General features: G+C 72.1%; 26 protein-coding genes and 1 pseudogene. 13 read left to right on the top strand and 14 right to left on the bottom strand.

The genetic code is table 11. The features are described from left to right. Positions 1 to 64 precede the first annotated feature (64 nt). The 3 genes from K377_RS18055 (at position 65) to K377_RS18045 (ending at position 2,726) form a co-directional block, all read left to right on the top strand. Positions 65 to 694: a VanZ family protein gene (locus K377_RS18055; RefSeq protein ID WP_375605929.1), complete on the top strand. Its 630-nt coding sequence runs from the start codon at positions 65 to 67 to the stop codon at positions 692 to 694. A 153-nt stretch (positions 695 to 847) separates the two neighbouring features. Beyond that, the gene (locus tag K377_RS18050) at positions 848 to 1,582 is read left to right on the top strand and encodes a D-Ala-D-Ala carboxypeptidase family metallohydrolase (protein WP_111664573.1); all 735 of its coding nucleotides are present in this window, start codon (positions 848 to 850) and stop codon (positions 1,580 to 1,582) included. 154 nt (positions 1,583 to 1,736) lie between these two features. Next, entirely contained in the window at positions 1,737 to 2,726 is a 990-nt protein-coding gene (locus K377_RS18045) for a phosphotransferase (RefSeq protein WP_258395075.1), read from the top strand. 8 nt (positions 2,727 to 2,734) lie between these two features. On the opposite strand, the gene K377_RS18040 is transcribed toward K377_RS18045, so the two are convergent. Together K377_RS18040 and K377_RS18035 are read right to left on the bottom strand one after the other, a co-directional pair. Further along, positions 2,735 to 3,157 (bottom strand): (2Fe-2S) ferredoxin domain-containing protein, encoded by a 423-nt coding sequence (locus K377_RS18040; protein WP_111664409.1) that lies wholly within the window; start codon positions 3,155 to 3,157, stop codon positions 2,735 to 2,737. Further along, positions 3,154 to 5,136: a heavy metal translocating P-type ATPase gene (locus K377_RS18035; RefSeq protein WP_111664408.1), complete on the bottom strand. Its 1,983-nt coding sequence runs from the start codon at positions 5,134 to 5,136 to the stop codon at positions 3,154 to 3,156. Before K377_RS18035 ends, K377_RS18040 begins: the two co-directional genes overlap by 4 nt. 94 nt (positions 5,137 to 5,230) lie before the next feature. Here K377_RS18035 and K377_RS18030 point away from each other — a divergent pair, with 94 nt between their 5' ends. Beyond that, the gene (locus K377_RS18030) at positions 5,231 to 5,596 is read left to right on the top strand and encodes a metalloregulator ArsR/SmtB family transcription factor (protein ID WP_111664407.1); all 366 of its coding nucleotides are present in this window, start codon (positions 5,231 to 5,233) and stop codon (positions 5,594 to 5,596) included. A gap of 10 nt (positions 5,597 to 5,606) precedes the next feature. On the opposite strand, the gene K377_RS18025 is transcribed toward K377_RS18030, so the two are convergent. Continuing rightward, entirely contained in the window at positions 5,607 to 7,331 is a 1,725-nt protein-coding gene (locus tag K377_RS18025) for a DapH/DapD/GlmU-related protein (RefSeq protein ID WP_111664406.1), read from the bottom strand. Between the two features lie 96 nt (positions 7,332 to 7,427). Here K377_RS18025 and K377_RS18020 point away from each other — a divergent pair, with 96 nt between their 5' ends. Then, positions 7,428 to 7,820 (top strand): hypothetical protein, encoded by a 393-nt coding sequence (locus K377_RS18020; RefSeq protein WP_111664405.1) that lies wholly within the window; start codon positions 7,428 to 7,430, stop codon positions 7,818 to 7,820. An 80-nt stretch (positions 7,821 to 7,900) separates the two neighbouring features. On the opposite strand, the gene K377_RS18015 is transcribed toward K377_RS18020, so the two are convergent. Beyond that, on the bottom strand, positions 7,901 to 8,281 hold the full coding sequence (locus K377_RS18015) for a hypothetical protein (RefSeq protein WP_258395074.1): 381 nt from the start codon (positions 8,279 to 8,281) through the stop codon (positions 7,901 to 7,903). A gap of 202 nt (positions 8,282 to 8,483) precedes the next feature. On the opposite strand from K377_RS18015, the gene K377_RS18010 reads away from it, so the two are divergent. Beyond that, positions 8,484 to 9,950, top strand: coding sequence for an MFS transporter (locus tag K377_RS18010; protein ID WP_111664572.1), 1,467 nt, complete (start codon positions 8,484 to 8,486; stop codon positions 9,948 to 9,950). A 63-nt stretch (positions 9,951 to 10,013) separates the two neighbouring features. Here the strand turns inward: K377_RS18010 and K377_RS18005 are convergent, their stop codons facing one another. Both K377_RS18005 and K377_RS18000 read right to left on the bottom strand, forming a co-directional pair. After that, positions 10,014 to 10,748, bottom strand: coding sequence for an SDR family oxidoreductase (locus K377_RS18005; RefSeq protein ID WP_309252234.1), 735 nt, complete (start codon positions 10,746 to 10,748; stop codon positions 10,014 to 10,016). Next, complete coding sequence (locus tag K377_RS18000) at positions 10,729 to 11,547, bottom strand: alpha/beta hydrolase (protein WP_111664403.1); 819 nt, start codon at positions 11,545 to 11,547, stop codon at positions 10,729 to 10,731. The genes K377_RS18005 and K377_RS18000 overlap by 20 nt, the downstream gene beginning before the upstream one ends. On the opposite strand from K377_RS18000, the gene K377_RS41685 reads away from it, so the two are divergent. The 5 genes from K377_RS41685 to K377_RS17980 all read left to right on the top strand — a co-directional run bounded on the left by K377_RS41685 (position 11,546) and on the right by K377_RS17980 (position 14,841). Beyond that, positions 11,546 to 11,806 carry a hypothetical protein gene (locus tag K377_RS41685; protein WP_161195135.1) on the top strand — a complete coding sequence of 87 codons (261 nt, stop codon included), beginning with the start codon at positions 11,546 to 11,548 and terminating at the stop codon, positions 11,804 to 11,806. The two genes, K377_RS18000 and K377_RS41685, sit on opposite strands and share 2 nt — an antisense overlap. After that, entirely contained in the window at positions 11,797 to 12,252 is a 456-nt protein-coding gene (locus K377_RS17995) for a VOC family protein (RefSeq protein ID WP_111664402.1), read from the top strand. The genes K377_RS41685 and K377_RS17995 overlap by 10 nt, the downstream gene beginning before the upstream one ends. A gap of 117 nt (positions 12,253 to 12,369) precedes the next feature. Continuing rightward, positions 12,370 to 13,305, top strand: a complete 936-nt coding sequence (locus K377_RS17990) for an ADP-ribosylglycohydrolase family protein (protein ID WP_111664401.1) — start codon at positions 12,370 to 12,372, stop codon at positions 13,303 to 13,305. Between the two features lie 165 nt (positions 13,306 to 13,470). Then, on the top strand, positions 13,471 to 14,340 hold the full coding sequence (locus K377_RS17985) for a DMT family transporter (RefSeq protein WP_111664400.1): 870 nt from the start codon (positions 13,471 to 13,473) through the stop codon (positions 14,338 to 14,340). Positions 14,341 to 14,433: 93 nt separating this feature from the next. Beyond that, positions 14,434 to 14,841: a four-helix bundle copper-binding protein gene (locus K377_RS17980; RefSeq protein WP_111664399.1), complete on the top strand. Its 408-nt coding sequence runs from the start codon at positions 14,434 to 14,436 to the stop codon at positions 14,839 to 14,841. Between the two features lie 47 nt (positions 14,842 to 14,888). Here K377_RS17980 and K377_RS17975 read toward each other — a convergent pair whose 3' ends face one another. From K377_RS17975 to K377_RS17955, 6 genes and pseudogenes are all read right to left on the bottom strand, one after another. After that, positions 14,889 to 15,254 (bottom strand): MerR family transcriptional regulator, encoded by a 366-nt coding sequence (locus K377_RS17975; protein ID WP_111664398.1) that lies wholly within the window; start codon positions 15,252 to 15,254, stop codon positions 14,889 to 14,891. A gap of 27 nt (positions 15,255 to 15,281) precedes the next feature. Next, entirely contained in the window at positions 15,282 to 15,437 is a 156-nt protein-coding gene (locus K377_RS42725; RefSeq protein ID WP_309252233.1) for a hypothetical protein, read from the bottom strand. A 70-nt stretch (positions 15,438 to 15,507) separates the two neighbouring features. Then, positions 15,508 to 16,305: pseudogene (locus K377_RS17970) on the bottom strand (zinc-binding dehydrogenase); the annotation flags it as partial. A gap of 160 nt (positions 16,306 to 16,465) precedes the next feature. Beyond that, positions 16,466 to 17,662 carry a homoserine O-acetyltransferase gene (locus K377_RS17965; RefSeq protein WP_111664571.1) on the bottom strand — a complete coding sequence of 399 codons (1,197 nt, stop codon included), beginning with the start codon at positions 17,660 to 17,662 and terminating at the stop codon, positions 16,466 to 16,468. Continuing rightward, positions 17,659 to 19,023 carry a bifunctional o-acetylhomoserine/o-acetylserine sulfhydrylase gene (locus K377_RS17960; RefSeq protein WP_111664397.1) on the bottom strand — a complete coding sequence of 455 codons (1,365 nt, stop codon included), beginning with the start codon at positions 19,021 to 19,023 and terminating at the stop codon, positions 17,659 to 17,661. The genes K377_RS17965 and K377_RS17960 overlap by 4 nt, the downstream gene beginning before the upstream one ends. A gap of 472 nt (positions 19,024 to 19,495) precedes the next feature. Further along, the gene (locus K377_RS17955; RefSeq protein WP_181512598.1) at positions 19,496 to 20,524 is read right to left on the bottom strand and encodes a zinc-binding dehydrogenase; all 1,029 of its coding nucleotides are present in this window, start codon (positions 20,522 to 20,524) and stop codon (positions 19,496 to 19,498) included. Positions 20,525 to 20,771: 247 nt separating this feature from the next. Between K377_RS17955 and K377_RS17950 the strand changes: the two genes are divergently transcribed. Next, complete coding sequence (locus K377_RS17950; protein WP_111664395.1) at positions 20,772 to 21,668, top strand: helix-turn-helix transcriptional regulator; 897 nt, start codon at positions 20,772 to 20,774, stop codon at positions 21,666 to 21,668. Positions 21,669 to 21,693: 25 nt separating this feature from the next. Here the strand turns inward: K377_RS17950 and K377_RS17945 are convergent, their stop codons facing one another. Continuing rightward, positions 21,694 to 22,272 carry a TetR/AcrR family transcriptional regulator gene (locus K377_RS17945; protein WP_111664394.1) on the bottom strand — a complete coding sequence of 193 codons (579 nt, stop codon included), beginning with the start codon at positions 22,270 to 22,272 and terminating at the stop codon, positions 21,694 to 21,696. Between the two features lie 91 nt (positions 22,273 to 22,363). On the opposite strand from K377_RS17945, the gene K377_RS17940 reads away from it, so the two are divergent. Continuing rightward, positions 22,364 to 22,810: a DUF1772 domain-containing protein gene (locus tag K377_RS17940; protein ID WP_111664393.1), complete on the top strand. Its 447-nt coding sequence runs from the start codon at positions 22,364 to 22,366 to the stop codon at positions 22,808 to 22,810. Between the two features lie 28 nt (positions 22,811 to 22,838). On the opposite strand, the gene K377_RS17935 is transcribed toward K377_RS17940, so the two are convergent. After that, positions 22,839 to 23,927, bottom strand: a complete 1,089-nt coding sequence (locus K377_RS17935) for a glutamate--cysteine ligase (RefSeq protein WP_111664392.1) — start codon at positions 23,925 to 23,927, stop codon at positions 22,839 to 22,841. Positions 23,928 to 23,931 lie beyond the last annotated feature (4 nt).

The following is a 23,931-nucleotide window of genomic DNA, read 5'->3' as shown; positions in this document are numbered from 1 at the left end:
CCGGGGCATCTGGGTGTCCATGGAACGCGAGCCGCGGCTACGACGGCACACATGGGGTTGGAAGTTGGCGCGCGCCTTTGTCATGGCGCTGGGATTCGTCTGCATGGTGGCGTTCGCCGTGGCGTTGGCGAGGGCGACGCTCGTGCCCTCGCCGGCGTCCGTGGCGCTGACGCACACCAACCTGCATCCGGGCGACTCCATTCGCCTGTACTTCGATCAGCCGGACTGGCGCGACACCGTGAAACAGGTGGGCGGCAACATCGTGCTGGGAGTGCCGTTCGGCTTCCTGCTGCCGGTGCTCTTCCCGCGCACCCGGGGGCTGGTCCGGGTCGTGCTGATGACCGCATTCGTGATGCTCACCGTCGAGGTCGCCCAGGGACTCCTGGTCACCGGCCGGGCGTTCGACATCGACGACGTGATCCTCAACTCGGCGGGCGCCTTCCTCGGTTACCTCGTTCTGGGCCGCAGGCTCGGCCGTGCGCTGCACCCGCGCCGCGTGCGCTGGTGGCACCCGCGCCCCGCGCCCGAGCAGACCGCGACGGCCGAGAAGTCCGAGGAGGGGCGCCGCGGTTGGTGGCGCACCCGGTCCGCCGCCGACGCCGATCGGCAGCCCGCGCCGGACACCGACAAGACCACCACGTCCAAGCGCGCCCGCTGGTCCCTGCCGGCCGCACTGCGCGCCAAACGCCCCTGACGGATCACCGTCGACGCGCGAACCCGCCGGGTGCCCGAGGAACTCCTCCGGGCACCCGGCGGGCCGTCGTCGCAGGCCCTATTGACGCGCGTAGCAGGCCCGTGCAGTGTCAGGGATCCTTGATTCTCTGTGGCATTCACCTCGGGAGGCACCGTGTTAAGACGCCATCTTCGTACGCTTCTCACGCTTGTCATGCTCGCGTCGCTATCGATGCTCGGTGCGGCGGCCACCACGGGCACCGCGCACGCCGACGACTGTTACACCTGGAACCGGACCCTCGCTCAGGGCACCAGCGGTGAGGACGTGCGGCAGTTGCAGATCCGGGTCGCCGGGTACCCCGGATACGGCGCGGTCCTCGCGATCGACGGCGAGTTCGGCGCGGGCACCAAGGCCGCCGTCACCCGCTTCCAGCAGGCCTACGGTCTGTCGGCGGACGGCATCGCGGGAGCGCAGACCTTCAGCAAGCTCTACGCGCTTCAAGACGGCGACTGCACCCCGGCGCACTTCACCTACGCCGAGATGAACCGCTGCAACGCGGACTGGTCCGGCGGCGCGGTGTCGGCAGCCGCCGCGAAGGCGAACGCGCTGCAACAGATGTGGAAGCTGGAGGCCCTGCGGCACGCCCTCGGCGACCGCGCGCTGACCACCAGCAGCGGCTTCCGCTCCACCGCCTGCAACAACGCGGTCGGCGGCGCGGCCAACAGCAACCATCTCTACGGCCGCGGCATCGACCTCGTCGGCACACCCTCGTACTGCGAGATCGTCAAGCAGGCACGGAACCACGGCTTCAACGAGATCCTCGGCCCGGGCTACCCCGGCCACAGCACACACGCCCACCTGGGCAGCCAGAGCTCGCGCTACTGGTCCGCGTCCTCCTGCGGCATCTGACGGCGCGCCCGTCGGCCTCCACGACCGTGCAGGTTCCCGGCGAACACCGGGGACCTGCACGGGAGTTCCCGGACCGCCGGAACAAACCCGTCGCCTCCGCGCCGACGCGCCCGTAAGGTGCGCGGATCGTCGTGACAGGGAGGCGGACCGGAACGTGGCGACCACAGGAGCGGTGCGGCATGGGCCGGCGAGTGCGGCGCGTGCCGCACTCGGCGGCGGGCGGCGGCTGGAGTCGGTCGAGCGGGTCGCGGGCGGCAGCAAGAAGGGCGTCTACCGCCTGCGGATGGACGACGCGACGACGGCGATCGCCTACGTCTGGGACGACGCCGAGAACTACTGGCCGACGGCCGAGGGCGACGACGACCTCACCGACCCCTTCTCGCCCGGCCTCGGGCTCGACCTCTTCGAGGCCGCACACGCACGACTCGACGCGCTGGGCGTCCGCGTCCCGGCGATCCGTCTCGTCGACCGCGGCGGCGCCCACTGCGCGGCCGATCTGGCCGTCGTCGAAGACCTGCGGGGCGAGAACCTGGAAGCGCTGCTCGCGCGGGACCCGCGTGCCGCCGCACCGGCCCTGGCCCGGCTCGCAGAGGCGCTGGCGGCGATGCGAGGCCATCGGGCGACCGCCTACGGCAAGGTGGCCGTGGTCGACGGAGGAGGGACGTCGCGCGGCACCTCGTGCGAGGGCGTGGTCCTCGACCGTGCGCTGCGGGACCTCGCCGAGGCGGCGGTCCGCGATCCGCGGATCGCGGCGGCCCGTGACCGGCTGGAGGAGCCGCTTCTGGCACTGGCGGCGGCGGTACGGCCGCGAGCGGAGTACGCGGTCGTACACGGCGAACTAGGACCCGATCACGTGCTGGTGGACGCCGACGGACATCCCGTGGTCATCGACATCGAGGGCACCATGTACTTCGACGTCGAATGGGAGCACGTCTTCCTGCGGATCCGACTGCACGACTCCTACCGGCCGTTGGCGGTGGAGGGCCTCGACGAGGAGCGGCTCGCGCTCTACACGCTCGCCCAGCGGCTCTCCCTGACGGCGGGCCCCCTGCGCCTGCTCGACGGGGACTTCCCCGACCGGGCGTTCATGGCGCAGATCGCCGAGCACAACCTCCGTCAGGCGCTCGCACTGCTCCACCGATGAGGTCGCGATCAGTCCTCGAACTCGTTCCGGACGCGCCGCGAGGGCTGGAAGGCGTAGAGGTCGAGAACGCCCGGCGGGTCGGCCAGGCCGGGGCCGCCGGCCTCGACCCAGGCGGTGATGTCGGCCGCGGCGCCCGGGTCGTTGACCTGGCCCAGCCAGACCGGCCGGCCGCCGGCCCTGCGGCCTTCGGGGGAGGGCTGGACGACGATGACGTTGGCCCGCTCGCACGCGTCGAGGCAGTCGGTCCGCCGGATCATGGCCACACCGGCCAACGCCGAGCGCAGGTCCGCGAGTTGGGCCGCGTGGTCGAGATGAGGAACCTTGGCCGGGGTGCCGCAGCAGCAGCCGCGGCAGACGGTGACCGTGCAGCGGGCACCGCCCGGTGCCCCGTCCGGGGCTGCCGCGCGCGGGCGTCGGGAGCGTCTGCTCATGCCATGTCCTTGACGGGGCGGGGCCATGCGGAGTCCCGCAACAGGCGGAGGCCGTTGAGACCGACGACGACCGTGGAACCCTCGTGCCCGGCGACACCGAGCGGCAGCGGGAGCGCGTCGATCAGATCCCAGGCCACCAGTACGGTGATGAAGACCCCGGCGACGACCAGGTTCTGCACGACCAGGCGGCGGGCCGCGCGCGAGAGGCTCAACACGTCCGGGATCGTGGCGAGTTCGTCCCGGACGACGACGGCGTCCGCGGTCTCCAGCGCGAGATCGGAACCGGCCCGCCCCATGGCGACACCGGTGTGCGCGGCGGCCAGGGCCGGAGCGTCGTTGACGCCGTCGCCGACCAGGAGCACCCGGCGCCCGGCGGCCTGCCACTCCTCGACCGCGGCCACTTTGTCCTCGGGCAGCAGACCGGCGCGTACGTCCGTGATGCCCACCTCGGCGGCGAGACGGCGGGCGGCACGCTCGTTGTCGCCGGTCAGCAGGACCGGAGCGCGGCCGGTCAGCTCCGTGAGCGCGGCCACGGTCGTCCGTGCGTCGGCGCGGAGCCGGTCGGCGACGCCCAGCACCCCGACCGGCACGCCGTCGCGCAGGACGAGAACCGCGGTGCGCCCTTCGTCCTCGAGGGACCGCGCCGCACAACCCTCCTCCGCGTCGTCGGCGGGGGAGAGGCGGTCCGGTGATCCGACCCGCACAAGGTGGCCGTCGACGACGGCCGTGACGCCCTGACCGGGTACGGAGACGAAGTCGCCCGCCTCACCGACGGCCAGGCCGCGGTCGCGCGCGGCCCGGACGACCGCGCGGGCGAGCGGGTGCTCGCTGGGGTGCTCGGCAGCGGCCGCGAGGGACAGCAGACCGTCCTCGTCCAGCCCGGAGGCGGGCAGGGGACGGATGTCGGTGACGCGTGGCGTGCCTTCGGTCAGCGTGCCCGTCTTGTCCAGGGCGACGGTGTCGACCTGCCCCAGGCGCTCCATCACCACGGCGGACTTGGCCAGCACGCCGTGGCGGCCCGCGTTGGCGATGGCGGACAGCAGCGGCGGCATCGTGGACAGGACCACCGCGCAGGGCGAGGCGACCATCATGAACGTCATCGCCCGGAGCAGGGCGGGCTGGAGCGCGGAGCCCAGGGCGAGCGGGACGGCGAACACGGCGAGGGTCGCGACGACCATGCCGATCGAGTACCGCTGCTCGATCCGCTCGATGAACAACTGCGTGGGCGCCTTGGTCTCCGAGGCCTCGGCGACCATCGCCACGATCCGGGCGATCACCGAGTCCGACGGGTCCCGTTCGACACGGACGCGCAGAGCGCCGGTGCCGTTGACCGTGCCCGCGAACACCTCGTCCCCGGCCTGTCTGGCCACCGGCAGGGGCTCGCCGGTGATGGTGGCCTGGTCGACGTCGCTCGCCCCCTCCAGGACCCGCCCGTCGGCGCCGACCCGCTCGCCCGGCCGTACCAGGACGGTGTCACCGATCCGCAGTTCCACCGCGGTGACCGTCTCCTCCCTGCCGTCCGGCAGGAGCCGCGTCGCGGTGGAGGGGGCGAGATCGAGGAGGCCGCGCACGGAGTCCGCGGTGCGGGCGGTGGCCACCGCCTCCAGGGCGCCGGAGGTCGCGAAGATGACGATCAGGAGCGCCCCGTCGAGGATCTGGCCGATGGCGGCGGCGCCGAGAGCGGCGACCACCATCAGCAGATCCACGTCCAGGATCCCGTCCCTGAGCGCCTTGAGGCCCTCCCAACCCGGTTCCCAGCCGCCCGCGACGTAGGCGCAGGCGAAGAGCGGCGCCCATGCCCACACCGGAGCGTCGAGCAGGTGCAGCGGCAGGGCGATCAGGAACAGCACCAGCGCGGCCAGCGCCCAGCGGGTCTCCGGCAGCGCCAGTGCCCGCGTACGCCGCCGGGGAGGGGCCGGACACGGCCCGGAGCCGGCCCGCGTGGGCTGCTGATCCAGGGCATCCAGGACGGAGGACATGACAGAACAACCCTTCACGGGTGGCCGGTGGGACAGCCGCCACGATACAGGAACGCATGAACAGGTCTTCAGGTGTCATCAGTATGATGGCTCCATGGGGCACGGAATCGACACCGCCAGCAGCGCCACCACCCGCGAGCGCCTTGACGCGGTCGGCACCGCCGACGTGGCCGCCACCCTCCAGGCGCTCGCCACGCCCTCGCGGCTGTACATCCTGGCCCGCCTCCAGGAAGGACCCTGCTCCGTCGGCGACCTGGCCGACGCCGTCGGCATGGAGGCCTCCGCCTGCTCCCACCAACTGCGCCTGCTGCGCAACCTCGGCCTGGTCACGGGCGAACGGCACGGCCGCTCGATCATCTACGCCCTCTACGACAACCACGTCGCCGAACTCCTCGACCAGGCCCTCTTCCACGTCGAGCACCTGCGCCTCGGAGTCCGCGACGCCCAGGCCGGGGCCTGACCCCCGCTGATCACCGGGTCCGCGCGAGCGTGCCGGCGGGCTCCGGTCGGTGCACGCCCCGTGGGCGATAGGCGAGTGCGTCCGAAACACCGGCGAGATCGGCGAGGTACCAGATCAGAGCGAGCCACATCTCCGTCCCCTGGAGCCCGGGCACGGTGGTCGCCAGGCCGGCCGTCGTGGGATGGGGAGCCCGGAACCCGAAGCCCTGCTGATCCGTCCAGTGGCCGACCGCGTTCGTCAGCAGCGTGCGGGCGAGCTGAGTGACCTCCTCGGCCCGGTGGCCGGTCCGGCGGGTCAGCCACAGCGGGTGCGCGATGTCCAGGATGTTGCAGGCGTTCTGCTGTTCCGGGCGGACGACGCGGACGTCGCGTGCGTGGGTGAGCACCGTGTCGACGACTCGTTCGGGGTGGGGGAGGGGGACTCCGAACTGGGCGAAGGTTCCCCGTGAGGCCCGGTAGAAGCCGTTGACGATCTGAAGCAGGCCGTCGTCGGCCCGGGGCGAACCCCACATGCCCGTCTGGGGATTGGCCTGCGTGAGCAGCCAGCCGAAGAGCGCCTCCACGGCCCCGGGCTGTCCCGGGACGCCGAGGGCGAGGTTCCGGTGGGCGGCGGTGGACAGCACGTCGACCCAGTTCCCGGCTTCCCACGCGTTCGTGTCCCAGGGTTGCCGGTTCAGTCCGGCCAGAACCTCCTTCGGGCGGGCCTCGGCGACCACGTGCACGGGGTGCTCGAAGCGGCTGCCGAGGAGGTCGAGCGCGTAGCCGACGCTCAGGACGTGGTAGTCGGCCTCCGGATCGAACAGGCCCGGTATTGGGAGCCGTTGGGAGCCGTTGGGGAGCAGCGGGCCCACCATGCCGGTCCGCGGATCCTGCCACTTCCGGAGGCGTTCGATCAGGTTGTCCTGCGGCAGGTGCGGAGGAGCGTGGCCGAGCAGGAGGTACGAGATCTCGACGGCGTCGCACTGGGCGCGGACCGTCGGTGCCGCGTGGGGTGTGTCGACGAACAACCCGCCGTCCGCCGCGGGTGTGAAGCAGCGGTCGAGCAGGGCACCGGCCCGCGCGCGGGCCCGGTCGGCGAACGCGGACACCGCGGCGGCCAGACCGTCGGTGCCGCCGGACGGCCGGGCCCCTGGAACACGCCATTTGATGACGCGCGCCGGGTTGCCGCCGACGATGGCGCCCGCCGGAACGTCCTTGGTGACGACCGCGCCGGCCGCGACGACAGCACGGTCGCCGACCTCCACCCCGTCCAGAATCACCACGTGTGAGCCGATCCAGACGTCATCGCCGACGCGGATGCCGGCACTGGTCAGCGGCTGACGGTGCACCTCCGTGTCCGGGTCGGTGTAGGTGTGGTTGAAGCCCAGGAGCGAGGTGTGCGCGCCGATCCGTACGGAATCGCCGAGCGCTGTTCGTCCTCGTACGACGGTGTACGCGTTGATCGTGCAGTCGCGGCCCGTGGTGACGTCGCCGGTGAGGTAGGCGCCCGCGGCGACGGTCGTACGGGCCCCCAGCCGGAGCGTGTCGTTCTGTACGGAGGCCAGCTCGGACACGAAGCAGTCGTCCGCGACGGTGAATCCGGCGCGCTTGTTCAGTTCCCGGCGGAACTCGGCCTGGCGGGAGCGCTGTTGCTCCGTGGCCTCGGCGGGAAACAGCCAGGGTGAGAAGTCGAGACGGGTGCGGTCGACGGCGGGCGTGGCCGGGAGAGCCGGTTCCTGCCAGGTTTCGTCGGACATGTTCTCCGTTCCGGGGTTCGGCCGTCAGCGATCGTCCTGTGGGGATTCTGCGACGTGCCCGCGCACCGAAACCAGGGCGCCTCTACTCTTCACCGCATGCCCCGCAACCGCAGGAAACCCCGCAGGCTGATCGCCGACGGGCACACGTATCTGTGGACGGTCCGCCACACTCACGACGTGACCGACCAGGGCCGAGCCTGCCGCGAGACCCTCTGGCTGCATCCCCAACCGGTCGGCAGCGGCCCCTCGTTGCGCATCGTGTTCGCCGCGGAGCCGGGCCGGTTCGTCCCGGGCGGGGCTCCCCTGGGCTCCGGAGACGTGGGGTACGTCCGGGGTGCCTCCCTGAACCTCCATGAACCGGGCGCCGTCCGCGCCCTCCTCGACGCGGCGTCGGCCCGTGGCCGTCGGTCCGAGGGGCGTCGGCCCGTGGAGTTCGACGGCTGGTCCCTCCTGGAGGAGGCGGCCGCCGCGCGGGACGTGTCCGACTGAGCGGCGCAAGCCGAGCCGCCCCTGCCACGACCCGGTGACCCGGTCATGGCAGGGGCGGCTCGGCCTACGCCGCTCGACTCTCAGCGGATGGTGACCTGGACGGTGTTGGAGACGGCCCCGCCGCCCACCATCCGGAGCTTGTTGAGGCCCTTGATGCCGAGCTTCACGCGCAGGTTGTAGGCGTGGCTGCGGGTGGTGTTCATGTGGATCGGGAGGCTGACCCACCCCTTCTTCTGCAGCTGCTGAAGGGTGACGCGGGTGCCCGACGCCAGCCGCGTGGAGGAGCCGTAGACACGGAACTCCTGCCATGCCTTGGCGGACTTCACCGTCGCCTTGGCCGAAAGCGTCGGCTTCGGGGCCTGCTGCGGGGCCGCGGCGACGACGGCCTGAGGAGTGGCGGCGTCGGCGGCGGCCGGCGTCGCGGCCAGCGGCGCGGCGCAGATCAGGAGACCGGTACCCACGGACGCGACGCGTCGGGAGACAGGATGCACGGAGAGCCTTTCGACAGTGGACCGAACCGAAGAATCAAACGAGCGCAATATATGACAAAAGGTGCACGGTGCTGAGCGGACATGCGGAACAGAGGCGTGTCGCATGCGCCGCGCACGGTCCCGCATCCCATCGCTCCGCCGTGTCGGCGGCCGGGCGCTGTATACCTGGGGCATGTCGAATGTCCGGCTGGCCTCGCCCCAGGGCAAATGGATCCTGCTCACCACGGTGCTCGGATCCAGCATGGCCATGCTGGACTCCACCGTCGTCAACGTCGCGCTGCCCCGCATCGGCGAGGACCTGGGCGCCGAACTCGCGGGCCTCCAGTGGACGGTCAACGCGTACATGCTGACCCTGGCCGGGCTGATCCTGCTCGGCGGATCCCTCGGCGACTCCTACGGCCGGCGGCGCGTCTTCGTGATCGGGGTCGTGTGGTTCGCGTCGGCTTCGCTGATGTGCGGGCTCGCGCCGAACGCCGAGGTGCTGATCGCCGCGCGCGCCCTGCAAGGGGTGGGCGGAGCGCTGCTGGGCCCTGGCTCGCTCGCGCTGATCCAGGCGTCGTTCCACCCGGACGACCGCAGCCGGGCGGTCGGCGTGTGGTCGGGGTTCGGCGGTATCGGCTCCGCCATCGGGCCGTTCCTGGGCGGCTATCTGGTCGGCGGCCCGGGCTGGCGCTGGGTCTTCTTCCTGAACATCCCACTGGCCCTGTTGTGCGTCCCGGTCGCCCTGCGCCACGTACCGGAGTCGTCCGACGGGCGTCGCCACGAACGGTTCGACGTGCTCGGGGCGGCTCTCGGAGCCGTCTCCCTCGCCCTGATCACCTACGCGCTCATCGAGGCCCGCGGCGGATCCTGGGCGGTGACGCTCTGCGCGGTGGCCGGGGTGCTGACGGGCATCGCCTTCGTCCACGTGGAGCGGCATCGGGCCGATCCGATGCTGCCGCCGGACATCTTCGCCTCACGTCAGTTCACGGCGGTCAACCTGGTGACGCTGTGCGTGTACGCCGCGTTCGGCGGCTTCTTCTTCCTCGCCGCGCTCCAGTTGCAGGTGGTGGCGGGCTTCTCGCCACTGGCGGCGGGGAGCGCGCTGCTGCCGACGACCGCGCTCATGCTGCTGTTCTCGGCCCGCTCCGGCGCGCTGGCCGACCGGATCGGCCCGCGCATCCCGCTGACCGTGGGGCCGTTGCTGTGCGCGGCGGCGATGCTGCTCATGCTCCGGGTGGGGCAGGACGCGGACTACCTCACGGACGTGCTGCCCGCCGTGCTGGTCATGGGCGCCGGCATGGTCGTCCTGGTCGCGCCGCTGACGTCCACGGTCCTCGGATCCGTCGACGCCTCCCGGGCCGGTCTGGCCAGTGGCATCAACAACGCGGCGGCGCGGGTCGCGGGCCTCGTCGCCGTGGCCGCGCTGCCGCTGCTGACCGGGATGGGCGCGGAAGCGTACCGATCGGCCGACGCCTTCGGTGCGGCGTTCCGCCGGGCCATGCCGATCTGCGCGGTGGTGCTGGTCGTCGGATCGGCGCTGGCCTTCACGCTCGTACGCCGTCCGGCACCCGGCTGTGCGCGACCGGAGTGCCGGACGCACGGGGGCGTCACTGCGCCGCCCCTGGAAGGGAAACGGGTGCGCAAGCCCACCGCGTGAGCGGACGTGAGCCGTCATGCCGCCACCCTGGAACGGTTGACAGCATGACGTCGTGACGGGCCGTCAGAGGGAGTCGACGAGACCGCCGTCGATGACGAAGTCGGCCCCGGTGATGTTCGCCGAGGAGGGGCCGGCGAGATGGACGACGAGATCGGCGATCTCCGACGGGCGGCTGAAGCGGCCGGTCACCGCCTGGGCCGCCGCGCCCTGCGCCACCTCGGCGGGGTCGACGGTGTTCACCCGCACTCCGCGCGGCCCGACCTCCTTGGACAGGGCCTTGCAGATGTTGGTCAACGCGGCCTTCGCCGCGCAGTAGTCGATGACGAGCGGGTCGGGCAGCCGGGCGTTGACCGAGGAGACGGTGACGATGCGCCCGTCTCCGGCGGCGATCAGATGGGGCAGGGCGGCCCGGGTGACGCGGACGGCCGCCATGAAGTTGATCGTGAACGTCCACTCCCACTCGTCGTCCGTCACGCTCAGGAACCCCTCCGGGCGGGGACGCACCGCCCCGACGTTGTTCACCAGGACATCGACACTGCCGTGCACCGCGACGGCCTCGGCGACCAGCTCCGCCGGGGCCTCGGGCAGCGCGAGATCGACCTCCACGACGGTCAGTTCGGCCCCCTGCTTCACCAGCAGGTCCAGAGCCTCGGTGCGTGTTCTCGTGCCCGCGACGACACGGGCGCCGGCCGCGAGGCAGGCCTCGACGACCGCCAGCCCGATGCCGCGCCCGCGCCGGTGACGACGGCGGTCCGGCCGGCCAGGGCCCCGGAGGTGCTCATCGGCCGTCCTCGGCACTCGACCCGCCGTGCTTGCCCAGCCAGTCCAGCACGGTGGTCGCGACCTCGCGCCAGCCGCTGTCGATCGTCAGGGAGTGCCCGCGGTCGGGGAAGTTGAGGATGTCGGTGACGGCGTCGGAGTGCCGGTACTGCTTGAGGGTGGCGCGCGTGACGGACTCCGGGACCGTGTGGTCCTTGCCGCCGGAGATGAGCAGCAGCGGACCGCGGCCGCTGTTCTCCGTGGCGACCTTCGCGGCCGAGTGCGGGTTGAAGTTGGCGGAGGCGGCCTCGTACAGCGGCTTGCCCGGCGCGGGGATGGTCCAACGCTCGTACAGCGCCGTCGACTCCTCCTCGGCGATCGCATTGCCGAAGGCGAACCGGAACTGCTCCTCGGTCAGCGAGACGGAACGGCGCTTGTTGGCCGGGTTCTTGAAGACGGGGAACGTCACCTTCAGCGCGGAGAGCGGCACCGGCAGCACCCCCTTGATCTGCGCGGCGTCGATCGCGACCGCCGCGGCGGCGCGGTCCTGACCGAGCAGCTTCTGCGCGATCATGCCGCCGAACGAATGCCCGATCAGAAGGGGCCGCGTCGGCAGGGACTCGATCAGCCGCGCGTAGTGCTCGACGACGTCGTCGATGCCGTGGTCGGCGATGCTCTCCGGGTTCCGGCGCGCTTCCTCGACGGTGTCCGGGTCGCCGGGCCAGCCGGGCGCGGACGGCTCGTAACCCTCGCTGCGGAACAGGTCGATCCAGGGCTGCCAGGAGGTGCTGTGCAGCCAGAGCCCGTGGATGAAGACCACGGGAAGGGGAGCGGTCATGATCGATCCTCTTTTCTACGACCAGACGGATCAGACGGATCGGATGGATCGGGCGGATCACATGGATCAGATGGATCGGATGGCGCAGATGGATCGGGCGGTGCCGTTGGCGCACCGCTCCAGTGCGTTCGAGGACGCATGGTGTCCCGGACTGAAGTATCGGCTGTCCCGGCGTGCGGACGTGGGGATTCCGCTCGGCTGGTTCCCGGCCGTGGCCCCGTTGTCGGACCCGCCTGGGATGCTCTGCCCATGGAGATGACGATGCAGCTGACGATCGACTGTTCCGACCCGCAGCGAATGGTGGCTTTCTGGGCCGAGGCCCTGGGCTACGTGCCGGAGCCCGCGCCGGCCGGCCACGCGACGTGGCGCGCCTACTGGGTGTCGATCGGAGTGCCCGAGGAGGAGCTGCCGGCCGGTGCCGGAGACGTACCGGAGTCGATCGTCGACCCCGAGGGACGCGGCCCGAGAGTGTGGTTCCAGCAGGTCCCGGAGCCCAAGACCGCCAAGAACCGGTGGCACTTCGACCTGAAGGTCGGCGGTGGCCGTGACATCCCGCTGGACGTCCGCGCACAGCGGGTCAAGGCCACGGTGGACCGCCTGGTCAAGGCCGGTGCCACCGTGCTGAAGGTCAGGGACGAGCCGGACACGGGGTCCTACGTCGCCGCCCTGCAAGATCCGGAGGGCAATGAATTCGACGTTGTCTGAAGAACGGTGGGACGGTGCTCGACAGGGCCAGGGGGTACTTCCGCACTTCCGTACTTCTCTGCTTCTGGCGCGAGTTGGCGCGGACCGGGTTCCGTCGCGCACAGATAATCTGCACGGATGAAACATGGTCAGCGTGCCGCCGGTGCGGTGGTCGGTGCGGCGGTGGGGGATGCTCTGGGCGGTCCGTTCGAGTTCGGGCCCCAGGGTGTGTTCTCCGCGCGGTTTCCCGTGCCGGGAGGCGGCGGCGAGATGTGCGGCGGCGGTGGCTGGGATCCGGGTGAGGCGACCGACGACACACAGATGGCCGTTCTTGTCGCGGAGTCACTGCTGGAGCGGGACGGACTGGACCTGCCGGACCTGTTCACGCGCTTCCAGCGATGGGCTGCCGCGGAGCCGAAGGACATCGGCCTGCAGACCGAGGACGTCCTGACCAACGGAATGCCCTGGGACCTCACCGCCCCGATCCATTTCCAGGTCACCGGCAGGGCAGCGGGAAACGGCTCGCTGATGAGGGCGTCGACCTCCGCGGTCCACTTCGCGGCTGCCGGTCGAGAGGCCACCATGGATGCGGCCCGTCGCATCGCCGCCCTCACCCACGGCGACCGTGCCGCCTGGGAAGGGACCGCGATCTTCCACGAACTCGTCCGCCTCACCCTTGAGGACACCGACCCCCTCACCGCGCTCCCGGACGTCCTGTCCCACGTCCACTCCGACCACCGCACCCGCTACGCCACGGTCCTCGCGCCCGACTGGCACCCCGAAAAGGCCACCGAGTTCAACGGTGCAGTCTGGCCCTGCCTGGGATCAGCGGTCTGGGCCCTGCGCACCACCGCGAACTTCGAGGACGCGATCCGGGCGGCGATCGACCTCGGCGGCGACACGGACACCGTCGCAGCGGTCACCGGAGGCCTGGCGGGCGCCTACTACGGCTTGGACTCCGTCCCCGCCCGCTGGACCGAACCGCTCCACGTCCCCCTCCCTGGCTTCGACGGGCGGGTCCTGCGCCTGGCCGACCTGCTCGATCTCGCACGGCGCCTCGCGGAACGTCGCTGATGGGCGGGCGCCGCGGCCACCGTACGGCCCGCCGTTCGGCTTTGCAGAGGACTCCTCAGGCGTGAGCGTCCGTGCCCCCATCGACATGGCACCCGCCTGGTGCGTTCGAGTGACGTCGGCAGGGCAGGACGCCGGATTCCGCCGGTTCGGGGCAGCATCGCGAACGTGCTTCTCCTCGCTGTGGTCTTCGCCGTTCTCGGGGCGGCCAGCAATGCCACCGGCACCGCCTTCCAGCGGAAAGCCGCCGCCACCGTCCCCGAGGGCGGCGGTCTGCGGCTGCTGCTCGCGCTGGTCCGCCGGCCTGCGTGGGTGGTCGGCATCGCGGGTGTGATCGGTGCGGCGCTCTTCCAGGCCCTGGCCCTCGCCTTCGGGCCACTGGCGCTGGTCCAGCCCCTGTTCGTACTGGAACTTCCGCTCGCACTGATCATCGCGATGCCGCTGCTGCACCGGCGGCTCCCCGCCGCCGGGTGGTGGGCCGTGGCGAGCGTCGTCGCCGGTCTGGGGCTTCTGCTCGGCGCGGCCGCGCCGTCGGGCAGCTCCAGCGACGCGCCGATGAGCCGGTGGACACCCGCACTCGTCGTCTGCCTCGGCGTGGTCGGCGCGACCGTGCTCGTGGCACGGAACCGGTCCTCGCCCCTGGTCAGAGCGGCCTGCCTGGGTACCGCGTCGGCGGTCGCCAATGCCCTGACGGCGGCCCTGCTCAAGTCCGCGACCGGAACCTTCTCCGACCACGGAGCTGCCGCGTTCCTCACCAGCTGGCAGACGTACGGATTCGCCCTCACCGGCATCGCCGCCGTGCTGCTGCTGGAGAACGCCCTCCAGGCCGGTTCGCTGGCGGCCTCGCAGCCCGCACTCACCATCGGCGACGCGACCGTCAGCCTGGTGCTCGGGATCCTCCTGTTCCAGGAGACGATCCGCACGGGCTGGTACCTCGTGCCGGAGGCCGCCGGAGCGGTGCTGATCGGTGCCGGGGTCTTCGGGCTCAGCCGCGCCGTGCCCCACGTCCGCGACCTCACCCCTGCCTCGGGCCCGTGACCGGTGGCGGACGCCCGGGCCATCGAACACGATGGGTGGGCCGAGGGTTGTTTGCCCTGCTTCGCACCCCATCGATTCAGGAGACGAAAGCTCATGTTCTCTGCCGAGAGGCTTCTCCAGGCTCACCCCGTCTCCGCAGCGGCGGAGACCCGCGCGGCCACCGCCCGGGCGGTGGAAGCCGCACTGGGCTGTGTGGCGGCCTGCACGGCGTGCGCCGACGGCTGCCTGTCCGAGGAGGACACGGCAGGCCTTGCCCGTGCGGCGGCGGCCGCCGAGAACTGCGCGACGCTCTGCGCCGCGACGGCCTCGGCTCTCCTGCGCCAGAGCGGCCATGCCGACCGGGAGGGCCTCATCGGCCTGCTGCAGAGCTGCACCAGCGCGTGCCTGCGCTGCGAACGCGAGTGCCGTGAGCACGAAATGATGCATGACCACTGTCGCCTGTGCGTCGAAGCCACCACGGCGTGCGTCGAAGCGTGTGAGCAGCTGATCGCGCTGCTGTGATCGCCGCCGCCCTCTGACGCCCCTGATGCGCTTGACGCCCTGCGCCGTCAGGGTGCCGCGATCTGACGCGCGAGGCTGTCGCGCAGCGCGGTCAGCCGGGTGATCTCGGCGTCGAGCGCGTCGATCCGCAGTTGCACGACGCCCGGTGCCTCGCCGGGGGCAGGCGCGACGCACCGCTGGACGGGCCCGGCGACCAGCAGGTCGATGCGGTCGGCACAGGCACGCACGTCCTCCACGGTCAGGCCGAGCGAGAGCAGGCGCCGGATGACGCGCACCCGGGCCAGATCCCGCTCGGCGTAGACCCGTTGCCCGGTCGTCGTGCGGTGCGGGGGCGGGAGGAGACCGCGCTCCTCGTAGAAGCGCAGTGCGCGCGGGGTCGTGCCCGCGGCGGCCGCCGCGTCTCCGATACGCATTCAGGATCCCCCTCGTGGCCGCTCCGGTCAGACCTGCACCACCAGGGTTCCGAAGTGACGTCCCCGGTGCAGTTCCTGCAACGCCCCCGGCGCCCGCTCCATGCCCGGCAGCGCCACGTACGGAAAGACGATGTCTCCCGTCCGCAGCCAGTCCGCCAGCTTCTCGTGCCACTCCTCCTCCACCCCGGGATGGTCGCCCCCCCTGATAGCCGAGCAGCGCCACCGATCGCCGGACGAGCAGGTACGTGTCGATCGCCGCGGGCGCGGTGCCCCCGGCCAGCGCGGGGTCGAACTGCCCCGACAGCGCCCCGACCAGGCCCACCCGGGCCCCGGTCCGGGCCACCTCCAGCGCCGCGGTGAGCTGTTCGCCCCCGACGGTGTCCACGATCACGTCGTAACCGTCGGGCGCGGCCTGGGCGAGCCTGTCGGCCAGCGGCTCCGTGCCGGGGACCACCACGGCGTCGTACCCGAGTTCCCGCCGCAGCCGTTCGGCCTTGCCCGGGCTGCGGGTCGTGCCCACCACCCTCCCGGCACCGAGCAGCCGGGCCACCTGCCCGGCCAGTGAGCCGACCCCGCCCGCCGCGCCCGTCACCAGAACCGTCTCGCCCTCGCGCAACCGGGTCAGACGCGTCAGCGCCCCGTAAGCGGCTGACGCCGTGGACAGCAGCGCCACAGGATCGGGATGCCCGGCCGGAACCACCTGCACGGCGTCCGCGTCGACCACCGCGTACTCCCGCCAGCCCAGCATGTGCGTGACCAGAGTCCCGACCGGTACGTCGGTGACCCCCGGCCCCGTCTCGACGACCTCGCCGAGCGCCGGGCCGAGCAAGGTCTCGCCCGGCTTCAGCGGCGGGATCGGAAACCCCTCGCCCTGCCGCGAGACCAGAGTGCGCAGCCCCGCGAAGACCAGGAACTGCCGGTTGCGCACGAGGAGTTGGCGGGAGGCCGGACGAGGTACGGGAACCTCGGCCACCCGGAAGTGCTCCGGAGCCGGCAGACCGTGGGGATTGTCGACCAAGTGGATCTCGCGACTGACGGACGCTGTGGACATGGCTGACCTCCGAAACCGTGCACCGTGCACGCTGCGCGGACGCTAACCCTTGACGTGCGGGTGAGAGGCAAGCCGATGGAGGCCGGGCAGGGCCCCACGGGATTGCAGACCGGCGGATCCGGGCCGGCGCGCAAGCCCACGGAGCGGCCACCGCCCCGCCCTACGACGACGCGGTACTCCCGTCCCGTCGGCGCTGAAGACGGAAGCGCGGGTGCGGAAGCAGCTCACCCACGAGCGCGGCGACCTGTTCCCCTTCAATGAGGAAGCCGTCGTGGCCGTAGGGGGAGTCGATCGACCGGACGGCGTCGGCCGCGGGGATGCCGGAGGCCAACTCCGCCTGCTGGGAAGGCGGGTAGAGACGGTCGGAACCGACGGCGGCCACGAGGGCCGGGGCGGTCACCCGGCGCAGGGCACGCCGGACGCCGCCACGGCCACGGCCGATGTCATGGCTGTTCATCGCCTCGGACAGCACGACATAGCTCCCCGCGTCGAACCGGCGCACCAACTTGGCGGCATGGTGGTCGAGGTACGACTCGACCTGATACCGACCGCCGGCCCACGTATCCTCCGCACCCTGGGGAACGCGACCGAACCGCACGTGGAGCTCCTGCTCGCTGCGGTACGTGACATGGGCGAGCCGGCGGGCCTGCGCCAGTCCGGCGACGGGACCGCGGCCCGTCCCGTGGTAGTCGCCGCCGCGCCAGTGCGGGTCGGAACGGATGGCGTGCAGCTGGACCGAGGCCCAGGCGATCTGCTCGGCGCTCGCGGCGGCCGTCGTGGCGAGCAGGAGGAGCGCGCCGGTGCGCTCCGGACGGGACACCGCCCATTCGAGCGCCCGCATCCCGCCCATCGAACCGCCGACCACCAGCGCCCAGCGGTCGATGCCGAGCGCGTCGGCCAAGTGGGCCTCGGCCGCCACCTGGTCACGCTGGGTCAGGAACGGGAAGGCGCCGCCCCAACGCCGTCCGTTGGGAGCGAGGGACGCGGGGCCGGTGCTGCCCTGGCAGCCGCCGAGGACGTTCGGGGCCACAACGTACCAGCGGTCGGTATCCAGGGCGAGACCCGGCCCGACGAGGCCGTCCCACCAGCCGGCCGTCGGGTGTCCGGGCCCGGCCGGCCCGGCGACATGGCTGTCGCCGGTGAGGGCGTGCAGCACCAGAACGGCGTTGGACGCGTCCGGAGCGAGCCGCCCCCACGTCTCGAAGGCGACCCGTACGCCCGGCAGTTCACCGCCCGCCTCCAACGGCAACGGAGCCGGGTGGTCGTACCAGCGACGGCGCCCGGCCGGGTCCCCCTCCTGCCAGGCTCCGGTGGCCCGGGGGAGGGGAACCCGTGGGGACGTCGGCGCGGTGCTCAGGAGGACGCGCCCTTCGCGGCGCGGAACCCCGCATCGAGGTCCGCCTTGAGGTCGGCGATGTTCTCGATGCCGACCGACAGGCGCACCAGACCGGGAGCGGCGCCGGTGGCCGCCAACTGCTCCTCGTCGAGCTGGCTGTGGGTGGTGGAGGCCGGGTGGATGATGAGGCTGCGGACGTCGCCGATGTTGGCGAGGTGGCTGAAGAGTTCGACCGCGTCCACGAACCTCCGGCCCGCCTCCACGCCGTCCCGAAGCTCGAAGGAGACGACGGCACCCGATCCGCGCGGCAGGTACTTCTGCCCCGCCTGGTACCACCTGCTGGATTCGAGGCCCGGATAGTGGACGGCGGCGACCTCGTCGCGCCGCTCCAGCCACTGGGCGAGCGCGAGGGCGTTCTCCGTGTGCCGTTCGATGCGCAGGCTCAGCGTCTCCACGCCCTGCAGGAGCAGGAACGCGGAGTGCGGGGAGAGCGCCGGGCCGAGATCGCGCAGCAGTTGGACCCGGAGCTTGACGGCGAAGGCGCCGGGACCGAGAGCCGGCCAGTACCGGAGGCCGTGGTAGCTCGGGTCGGGTTCGGTGAAGTCGGGGAACCGCTCGAGGTGCGCGCCGAAGTCGAAGGTGCCGCCGTCGACGACGACACCCCCGATCGCCGTGCCGTGTCCGCCCAGGAACTTGGTCGCCGAGTGCACGACGATGTCCGCCCCGTGCTCGATGGGGCGCAGCAGGTAGGGCGTGGGCACCGTGTTGTCGACGACCAGCGGCACACCGGCCTCGTGGGCGACGTCCGCGACCGCCCGCACGTCGAGCACGTTCCCGCGGGGGTTGCCCAGTGTCTCCGCGAACAGCGCCTTGGTGCGGGGCCGGATCGCCGCCCGCCACGCTTCCGGGTCGTCGGGGTCGTCCACGAAGGACACCTCGATGCCCAGCCTCGGGAGCGTGTGCCGGAAGAGGTTGTACGTGCCGCCGTACAGCGACGTACTGGAGACGATGTGGTCTCCGGCACGTGCGAGGGTGAGCAGCGCCAGCGTCTCCGCGGCCTGTCCGGATGCCAGTGCGACGGCGGCGACACCGCCCTCCAGCGCGGCGATCCGCTGCTCGAGGACGTCCTGCGTGGGGTTGTGGATGCGGGTGTAGATGTTGCCGGGCTCGGCCAGTGAGAACAGGTCGGCGGCGTGCTGGGTGTCGCGGAACACGAACGACGTCGTCTGGTAGATCGGGGTCGCACGGGCGCCGGTCGCCGGGTCGGGCACCGCCCCCGCGTGGATCTGCCGGGTCTCGAAGGACCAGGCCGAGGGGCCGGGCCCGGCGGGCGTCTCCTCGGGGGTGTGGCCTGCGGTGACGGAGTCGATGGGCTGGCTCATGACGATGCTCCCTGGACGAAGGTCGGGAAGGAGGAAAGCGGAACGGCAGACGGGAACGCCGGAATCCGGAACGGCCGTGGTGCGGCGCGCGCACGGAGCACCACCCGGCGAGCGGGCGTGTCGATGCGACGTACGGCGTGGGTGGGGAGCCGGTAGGAACCCGGTCAGATCCCGGTCAGATCCCGGTCAGATCCCGGTCAGAGACGGAGCGCGGAACTGTCGGAAACCCGTCTTCCGCTGGTCAGAAGGCAGGTCCGAGGCCGCAGCGCGTCGTCAGCTCGCGGCGTGACAACCAGTGGTGGTGACACGCGCGTAGTCGACGTGGCGACGGGTCACGAGCACGGTCATGACGTCAGGTAACCACAGCGAACGCGTCGCGCGCCAGGACACCGTGAAGTTCGTCGCTCTCGCTTTCATCCGGTGCCGCTGCCAGCGGAGTCGGCGGCAGCGGCCGACGGGGGAGCGGCCGGCGTCAGGGGCGGATCAGCGCCTTGAGCACCTGGCGGTCGGCCATCGCGCGGTAGGCGTCCGGCACCTGGGCGAGCGGGAATTCCCGGTCGAAGACGCGCCCGGGGGCGATGGTGCCGTCCAGGACGTCGGGCAGCAGCTGTTCGATGTAGGCGCGGGCGGGGCTGGCGCCGCCGGTCAGGGTGATGTTGCGCATGAACTCGGCCGGGCCGATCGGACCCTGCTCGTACTGCGGCACACCGAGCCGGCTGACGGTGCCGCCGTCCAGGACCGCGCCGAGGGCGGTGTCGAGGGCCTGGCGGGTGCCGACGGCCTCGATCACCTTGTCCACGCCGCCGGTCAGCTCCCGGATCCGGGCGACGCCCTCCTCTCCGCGCGCGGCGACCACGTCGGTGGCGCCGAAGTGACGGCCCAGCTCCGTCCGGGTCTCGTGGCGTCCGGCGAGCACGATCCGCTCGGCACCGAGCCGCCGCGCGGCGATCACTGCGCACAGCCCCACCGCACCGTCGCCCACGACCAGCACCACGTCGCCGCGGCCGACGCCCGCGGTGACCGCGCCGTGGTGGCCGGTGGTCATCACGTCCGACAGGGCCAGCAGGGAGGGCACCAGCGCGGAGTCGGCGGCCACCGGCAGTTTCACCAGAGTGCCGTCCGCATGCGGGACACGGACGGCCTCGCCCTGCCCGCCGTCGACGCCGTCGAAGCCGTACCGGCCACCGTCGCGGCACGAGATGTGCAGGCCCTTGGCGCAGTAGTCACACGTGTTGTCGCTGTACGTGAACGGGGCGACGACCAGATCGCCCGCCGTCAGCCCGCGCACGTCCGCACCGGTCTCCTCGACGACGCCGAGGAACTCGTGCCCCATGGGCCGGCCGGTGCCGGTGGCGGGCATCGATCCGTAGGGCCACAGGTCGCTGCCGCACACGCAGGAGGCGACGACACGGACCACGGCGTCGGCGGGCTTCACGATCTTCGGGTCGGGCCGGTCCTCGACGCGGACGTCGCCGGCTCCGTACATCACTGCTGCGCGCATCGGATGTGGCTCCCAACGGGGTCGTACTGGGCGGGGCGGCCGGCCCAGAGTGGTGCCCGGTCTCCCAGTCTCGCCCGGACCGGCAGGTCGCGCCGGTCGGAACCCGGGCGTCGGTGAAGGGACGGGCGTCTTCCTCGTCCCACCCTCGCCCGGATCGTTCCCCTGCGGCAGGGCGCGCTCTTCAGGGGTAATGACAGGGCCCCCTTCCCGGCCGCGAGGCGCCCGCCCCACGGGTGAGACTGGAGGCATGGCAACCGCAAGCGCGCACAGCGAGGGCGCCGAGCTGGGCCGCTATCTGCGCGCCCGCCGCACCCGGACCAGCCCCGGCCACGTCGGCCTCACCGTCGGCACCGGAGTCCGCCGCACCCCCGGGCTGCGCCGCGAGGAACTGGCCACACTCGCGGGCATCAGCATCGACTACTACGTGCGTCTGGAGCGCGGCAAGGAGACCCGGCCCAGCCCCGCCGTCCTCGACTCCCTCGCCCGCGCCCTGCACATGGACGACCAGGAACACCAGCACCTGCGCGAACTCGCCGCCCGCGCCGCCCGCTACGCCCCCGAACCGCCCCCGGCCCCCAGCCGCACGGTGCGCGCCCACCTGAAGCTGCTGCTGGAGTCGCTGCGCCCCCACCCCGCCTACGTGATCAGCCGCAGCATGGACGTGCTGGCCTGGAACCCCGGCGGGCTCGCCCTCTACGCGGGGCTGGAGGACTGGCCGGCCAAGCACCGCAACCTCGCCCGCTATCTCTTCCTCCACCCGGCCGCCCGCGACCTGTTCCCGGACTGGGACCGCCAGGTCACCGGCTGCGTCGCCCGGCTGCGTGCCGTCGCCGGCACCGCCCCCGACGCCCCCGACCTGACCCGTCTCGTCGGCGAACTGCTCCTGAAGAGCCCCGACTTCGCGGGCCTGTGGGAACGCTACGAGGTCACCGGCCGCAAGCCCGCGCAGAAGACCTTCCGGCATCCCCGGATCGGCACGGTCACCCTCACCTCGCAGTCCCTGCACGTCGAAGGCGCGCCGGGACAGCGGATCGGCGTCTACACCGCCGAGCCCGGCGGTCCCGACCACGATGCCCTGCTGCTGCTCGACATGACCGCGCCCCGGCCCGCCGAACCTCCCGCGGCCGCCCCCGAAACCGCCTGACAGGGCATCGAGGAGGAGCCCGTCGTCACCGGACGGCGAGCCGGTCCACCAAGAGCTCCACGCGCCGCTCGGCGTCGGCCGACGGAAGCCGTCCCGCCCGGCTGAGGGTGGCCAGCCCGTGCAGGGCCGCCCAGAACGTCTCGGTGAACAGGCCAGGGTGGACGTCGTCCCCGGCCACCTCGTCCAGGGTCTCCAGGAGCGCGGCGAAGGCGTCCTTCAGCGGCTCCGGGGTGGCCTCGTCCGCGAAGGCCAGACCGCCGTCGAGCCGGAAGACTGCGTCGTAGACCGCCGGGTTGCGCTCGGCGAAGTCGAGATAGGCGCGGGCGAGGGCGGTGACCCGCGCGTGGGCGTCATCCGCCGCAGCGGTCGCCGACCGCAGCGCCGCGGCGAGCTCCGTGGCGCCTTCGAGGGCGACGGCGCCGATGATCTCGCGCTTGCCCCGGAAGTGGCTGTAGAGGACGGGCTGGCTGTACTCGATGCGCTCGGCGAGCCGGCGCGTGGTGACCGCGTCCCAGCCCTGCTGCTCGGCGAGTTCGCGGGCCGTGGCCACGATGAGCCGTTCGCGGCCCGCTCGTTCGCGCTCCTTGCGTTCCTGTACCGACATAAGTTGATCCTAGCATTGCTAGACAATCGAGCGGCAGTAGCGCTAGCGTTGCCCCATCAGCTAGCAGCGCTAGATCCCAGGAGGGGTCATCATGCTCAACGCACTTGAGGTGTTCACCACCGTGGTCGTCGGCGTGATGGTGGGGGTGGAGTTCTCCGTCGCCTTCGTCATGAACCCGATCTTCAACGGCCTCTCGGACGACAGCAATCAGCAGGCCCGTTCCCACGGGGGCCGGATGCTCGGCGCCGTCATGCCGTTCTGGTACATCGGCTCGCTCGTCCTCGCCGGTGTCTGGGCCGCCGCGCGATGGGGCGACCACGGCACCGGTCTCGTCGTCGCCGGCGCCGCCCTGCTGATCGTCAGCGTGGTCATGTCGCTCCTGCTGCTCGTCCCGATCAACAACCGGGGCAAGACGTGGACCCCCGAGACCCGGCCGGCCGACTGGAAGGAGCAGATGAAGCGCTGGGACCGGTACCACTACGCCCGCGTCGGCGTGATCATCGCCGCCTTCGCCTTCCTGGTCGCGGCCCTTGTGTGAGCCCGCGGACCGTGGGCGGGGGGGCGTGTCACATGCCGCTGTGGGTCCGGCGCACGCACTCCTCCACCACCTCGCGCAGCTCGCCGGTGCGCCGGTGGACCTCGCGCTGCACGCGGGCACCGCTTCCGTCGCGCAGCAGCCGGGACAGCAGGGTGCGGGCCTCCTCGTAGTCGCCCGCGTCCTCCAGGGCGGGCCGCACGTACTCCACGAGGGACTCCACCGCGGTACGGGCCGGTACGGGACGCATCGACAACGGGCTCACGAGCTCGCCGTCGAGCCCGGACCGGCCCGCGCGCCAGGACGCGAGGCGCAACAGGGACACCGGGTGCGGGGCGGCGGGCTCACCGGCCCGCCAGTCACGTGCGGCCGTCTCGACCAGACCACGTACCAGCATGGCCAGCAGGACGGTCGTGAACGGCTCCAGGCAGACATCCGCGACGCGCACCTCCACGGTCGGATGGGCGGCGGAGAGCCGCGCGTCGAAATAGACCATGCCCCGGTCCCGTACGACACCGGTGGCGACCATGTCCTGGACCTCGCGGTGGTACGCGGCGGCGTCGTCGAAGAGCTCAACGGGCCCCGCGGTCGGCCAACGCCCCCATACGCGGCTGCGATAGCTGCTGTAGCCGGAGTCCTCGCCCTGCCAGAACGGCGAGTTGGCGCTCAGCGCGACGAGCACGGACATCCAGGGGCGCAGCCGGTTCAGCACGGCGACGCCCTCCTCGTCCGACTCGACGCCCACATGGACATGGCAGCCGCACGTCAGCTGCTCCTGCGTGGTCAGGCCGAACTCCCGCGCCAGCCACTGGTGGCGCTTTCCGGTGCCGACGGTGGGGCTCACCGGCAGGGGCGAGGTGGCGAGCGCGACGGCGGCGCCGCCCAGCTTCTCCGCGTGGTCGGCGGCCGTCGCCCGCCACCGGACGATCTCCTCGGCCAGGTTCGACATCGAGTGGTGCGGGCGGGTGTTGAACTCCAGTTGCTCGCGGTGCAGCTCCGCCTCGAAGTCGGCGTCGTCCTCCCGCGCGGCGACGGCCATGACCGCGCTCGACATGGCGCGTGGCTCGCCGCTGTCGCGGTCCACGAGCAGCAGTTCCTCTTCCACCCCGACACTGCGCATACGT

The sequence above is a fragment of the Streptomyces sp. PsTaAH-137 genome, from assembly GCF_003259365.1.
GTDB lineage: Bacteria > Actinomycetota > Actinomycetes > Streptomycetales > Streptomycetaceae > Streptomyces.
Note: the sequence above shows the minus strand (reverse complement) of the source record. Positions and strands in the feature narration are given on the sequence as shown.

Coding starts and splice junctions, on each gene's coding strand:
- K377_RS17980 (WP_111664399.1), top strand. CDS start 14,434: ATGTTCTCTGCCGAGAGGCTTCTCCAGGCTCACCCCGTCTCCGCAGCG.
- K377_RS17990 (WP_111664401.1), top strand. CDS start 12,370: ATGAAACATGGTCAGCGTGCCGCCGGTGCGGTGGTCGGTGCGGCGGTG.
- K377_RS18020 (WP_111664405.1), top strand. CDS start 7,428: ATGCCCCGCAACCGCAGGAAACCCCGCAGGCTGATCGCCGACGGGCAC.
- K377_RS18010 (WP_111664572.1), top strand. CDS start 8,484: ATGTCGAATGTCCGGCTGGCCTCGCCCCAGGGCAAATGGATCCTGCTC.
- K377_RS17975 (WP_111664398.1), bottom strand. CDS start 15,254: ATGCGTATCGGAGACGCGGCGGCCGCCGCGGGCACGACCCCGCGCGCA.
- K377_RS41685 (WP_161195135.1), top strand. CDS start 11,546: ATGATCGATCCTCTTTTCTACGACCAGACGGATCAGACGGATCGGATG.
- K377_RS17950 (WP_111664395.1), top strand. CDS start 20,772: ATGGCAACCGCAAGCGCGCACAGCGAGGGCGCCGAGCTGGGCCGCTAT.
- K377_RS17955 (WP_181512598.1), bottom strand. CDS start 20,524: ATGCGCGCAGCAGTGATGTACGGAGCCGGCGACGTCCGCGTCGAGGAC.
- K377_RS17960 (WP_111664397.1), bottom strand. CDS start 19,023: ATGAGCCAGCCCATCGACTCCGTCACCGCAGGCCACACCCCCGAGGAG.
- K377_RS18025 (WP_111664406.1), bottom strand. CDS start 7,331: ATGTCCGACGAAACCTGGCAGGAACCGGCTCTCCCGGCCACGCCCGCC.
- K377_RS17995 (WP_111664402.1), top strand. CDS start 11,797: ATGGAGATGACGATGCAGCTGACGATCGACTGTTCCGACCCGCAGCGA.
- K377_RS18040 (WP_111664409.1), bottom strand. CDS start 3,157: ATGAGCAGACGCTCCCGACGCCCGCGCGCGGCAGCCCCGGACGGGGCA.
- K377_RS17945 (WP_111664394.1), bottom strand. CDS start 22,272: ATGTCGGTACAGGAACGCAAGGAGCGCGAACGAGCGGGCCGCGAACGG.
- K377_RS18030 (WP_111664407.1), top strand. CDS start 5,231: ATGGGGCACGGAATCGACACCGCCAGCAGCGCCACCACCCGCGAGCGC.
- K377_RS17935 (WP_111664392.1), bottom strand. CDS start 23,927: ATGCGCAGTGTCGGGGTGGAAGAGGAACTGCTGCTCGTGGACCGCGAC.
- K377_RS18035 (WP_111664408.1), bottom strand. CDS start 5,136: ATGTCCTCCGTCCTGGATGCCCTGGATCAGCAGCCCACGCGGGCCGGC.
- K377_RS18000 (WP_111664403.1), bottom strand. CDS start 11,547: ATGACCGCTCCCCTTCCCGTGGTCTTCATCCACGGGCTCTGGCTGCAC.
- K377_RS17940 (WP_111664393.1), top strand. CDS start 22,364: ATGCTCAACGCACTTGAGGTGTTCACCACCGTGGTCGTCGGCGTGATG.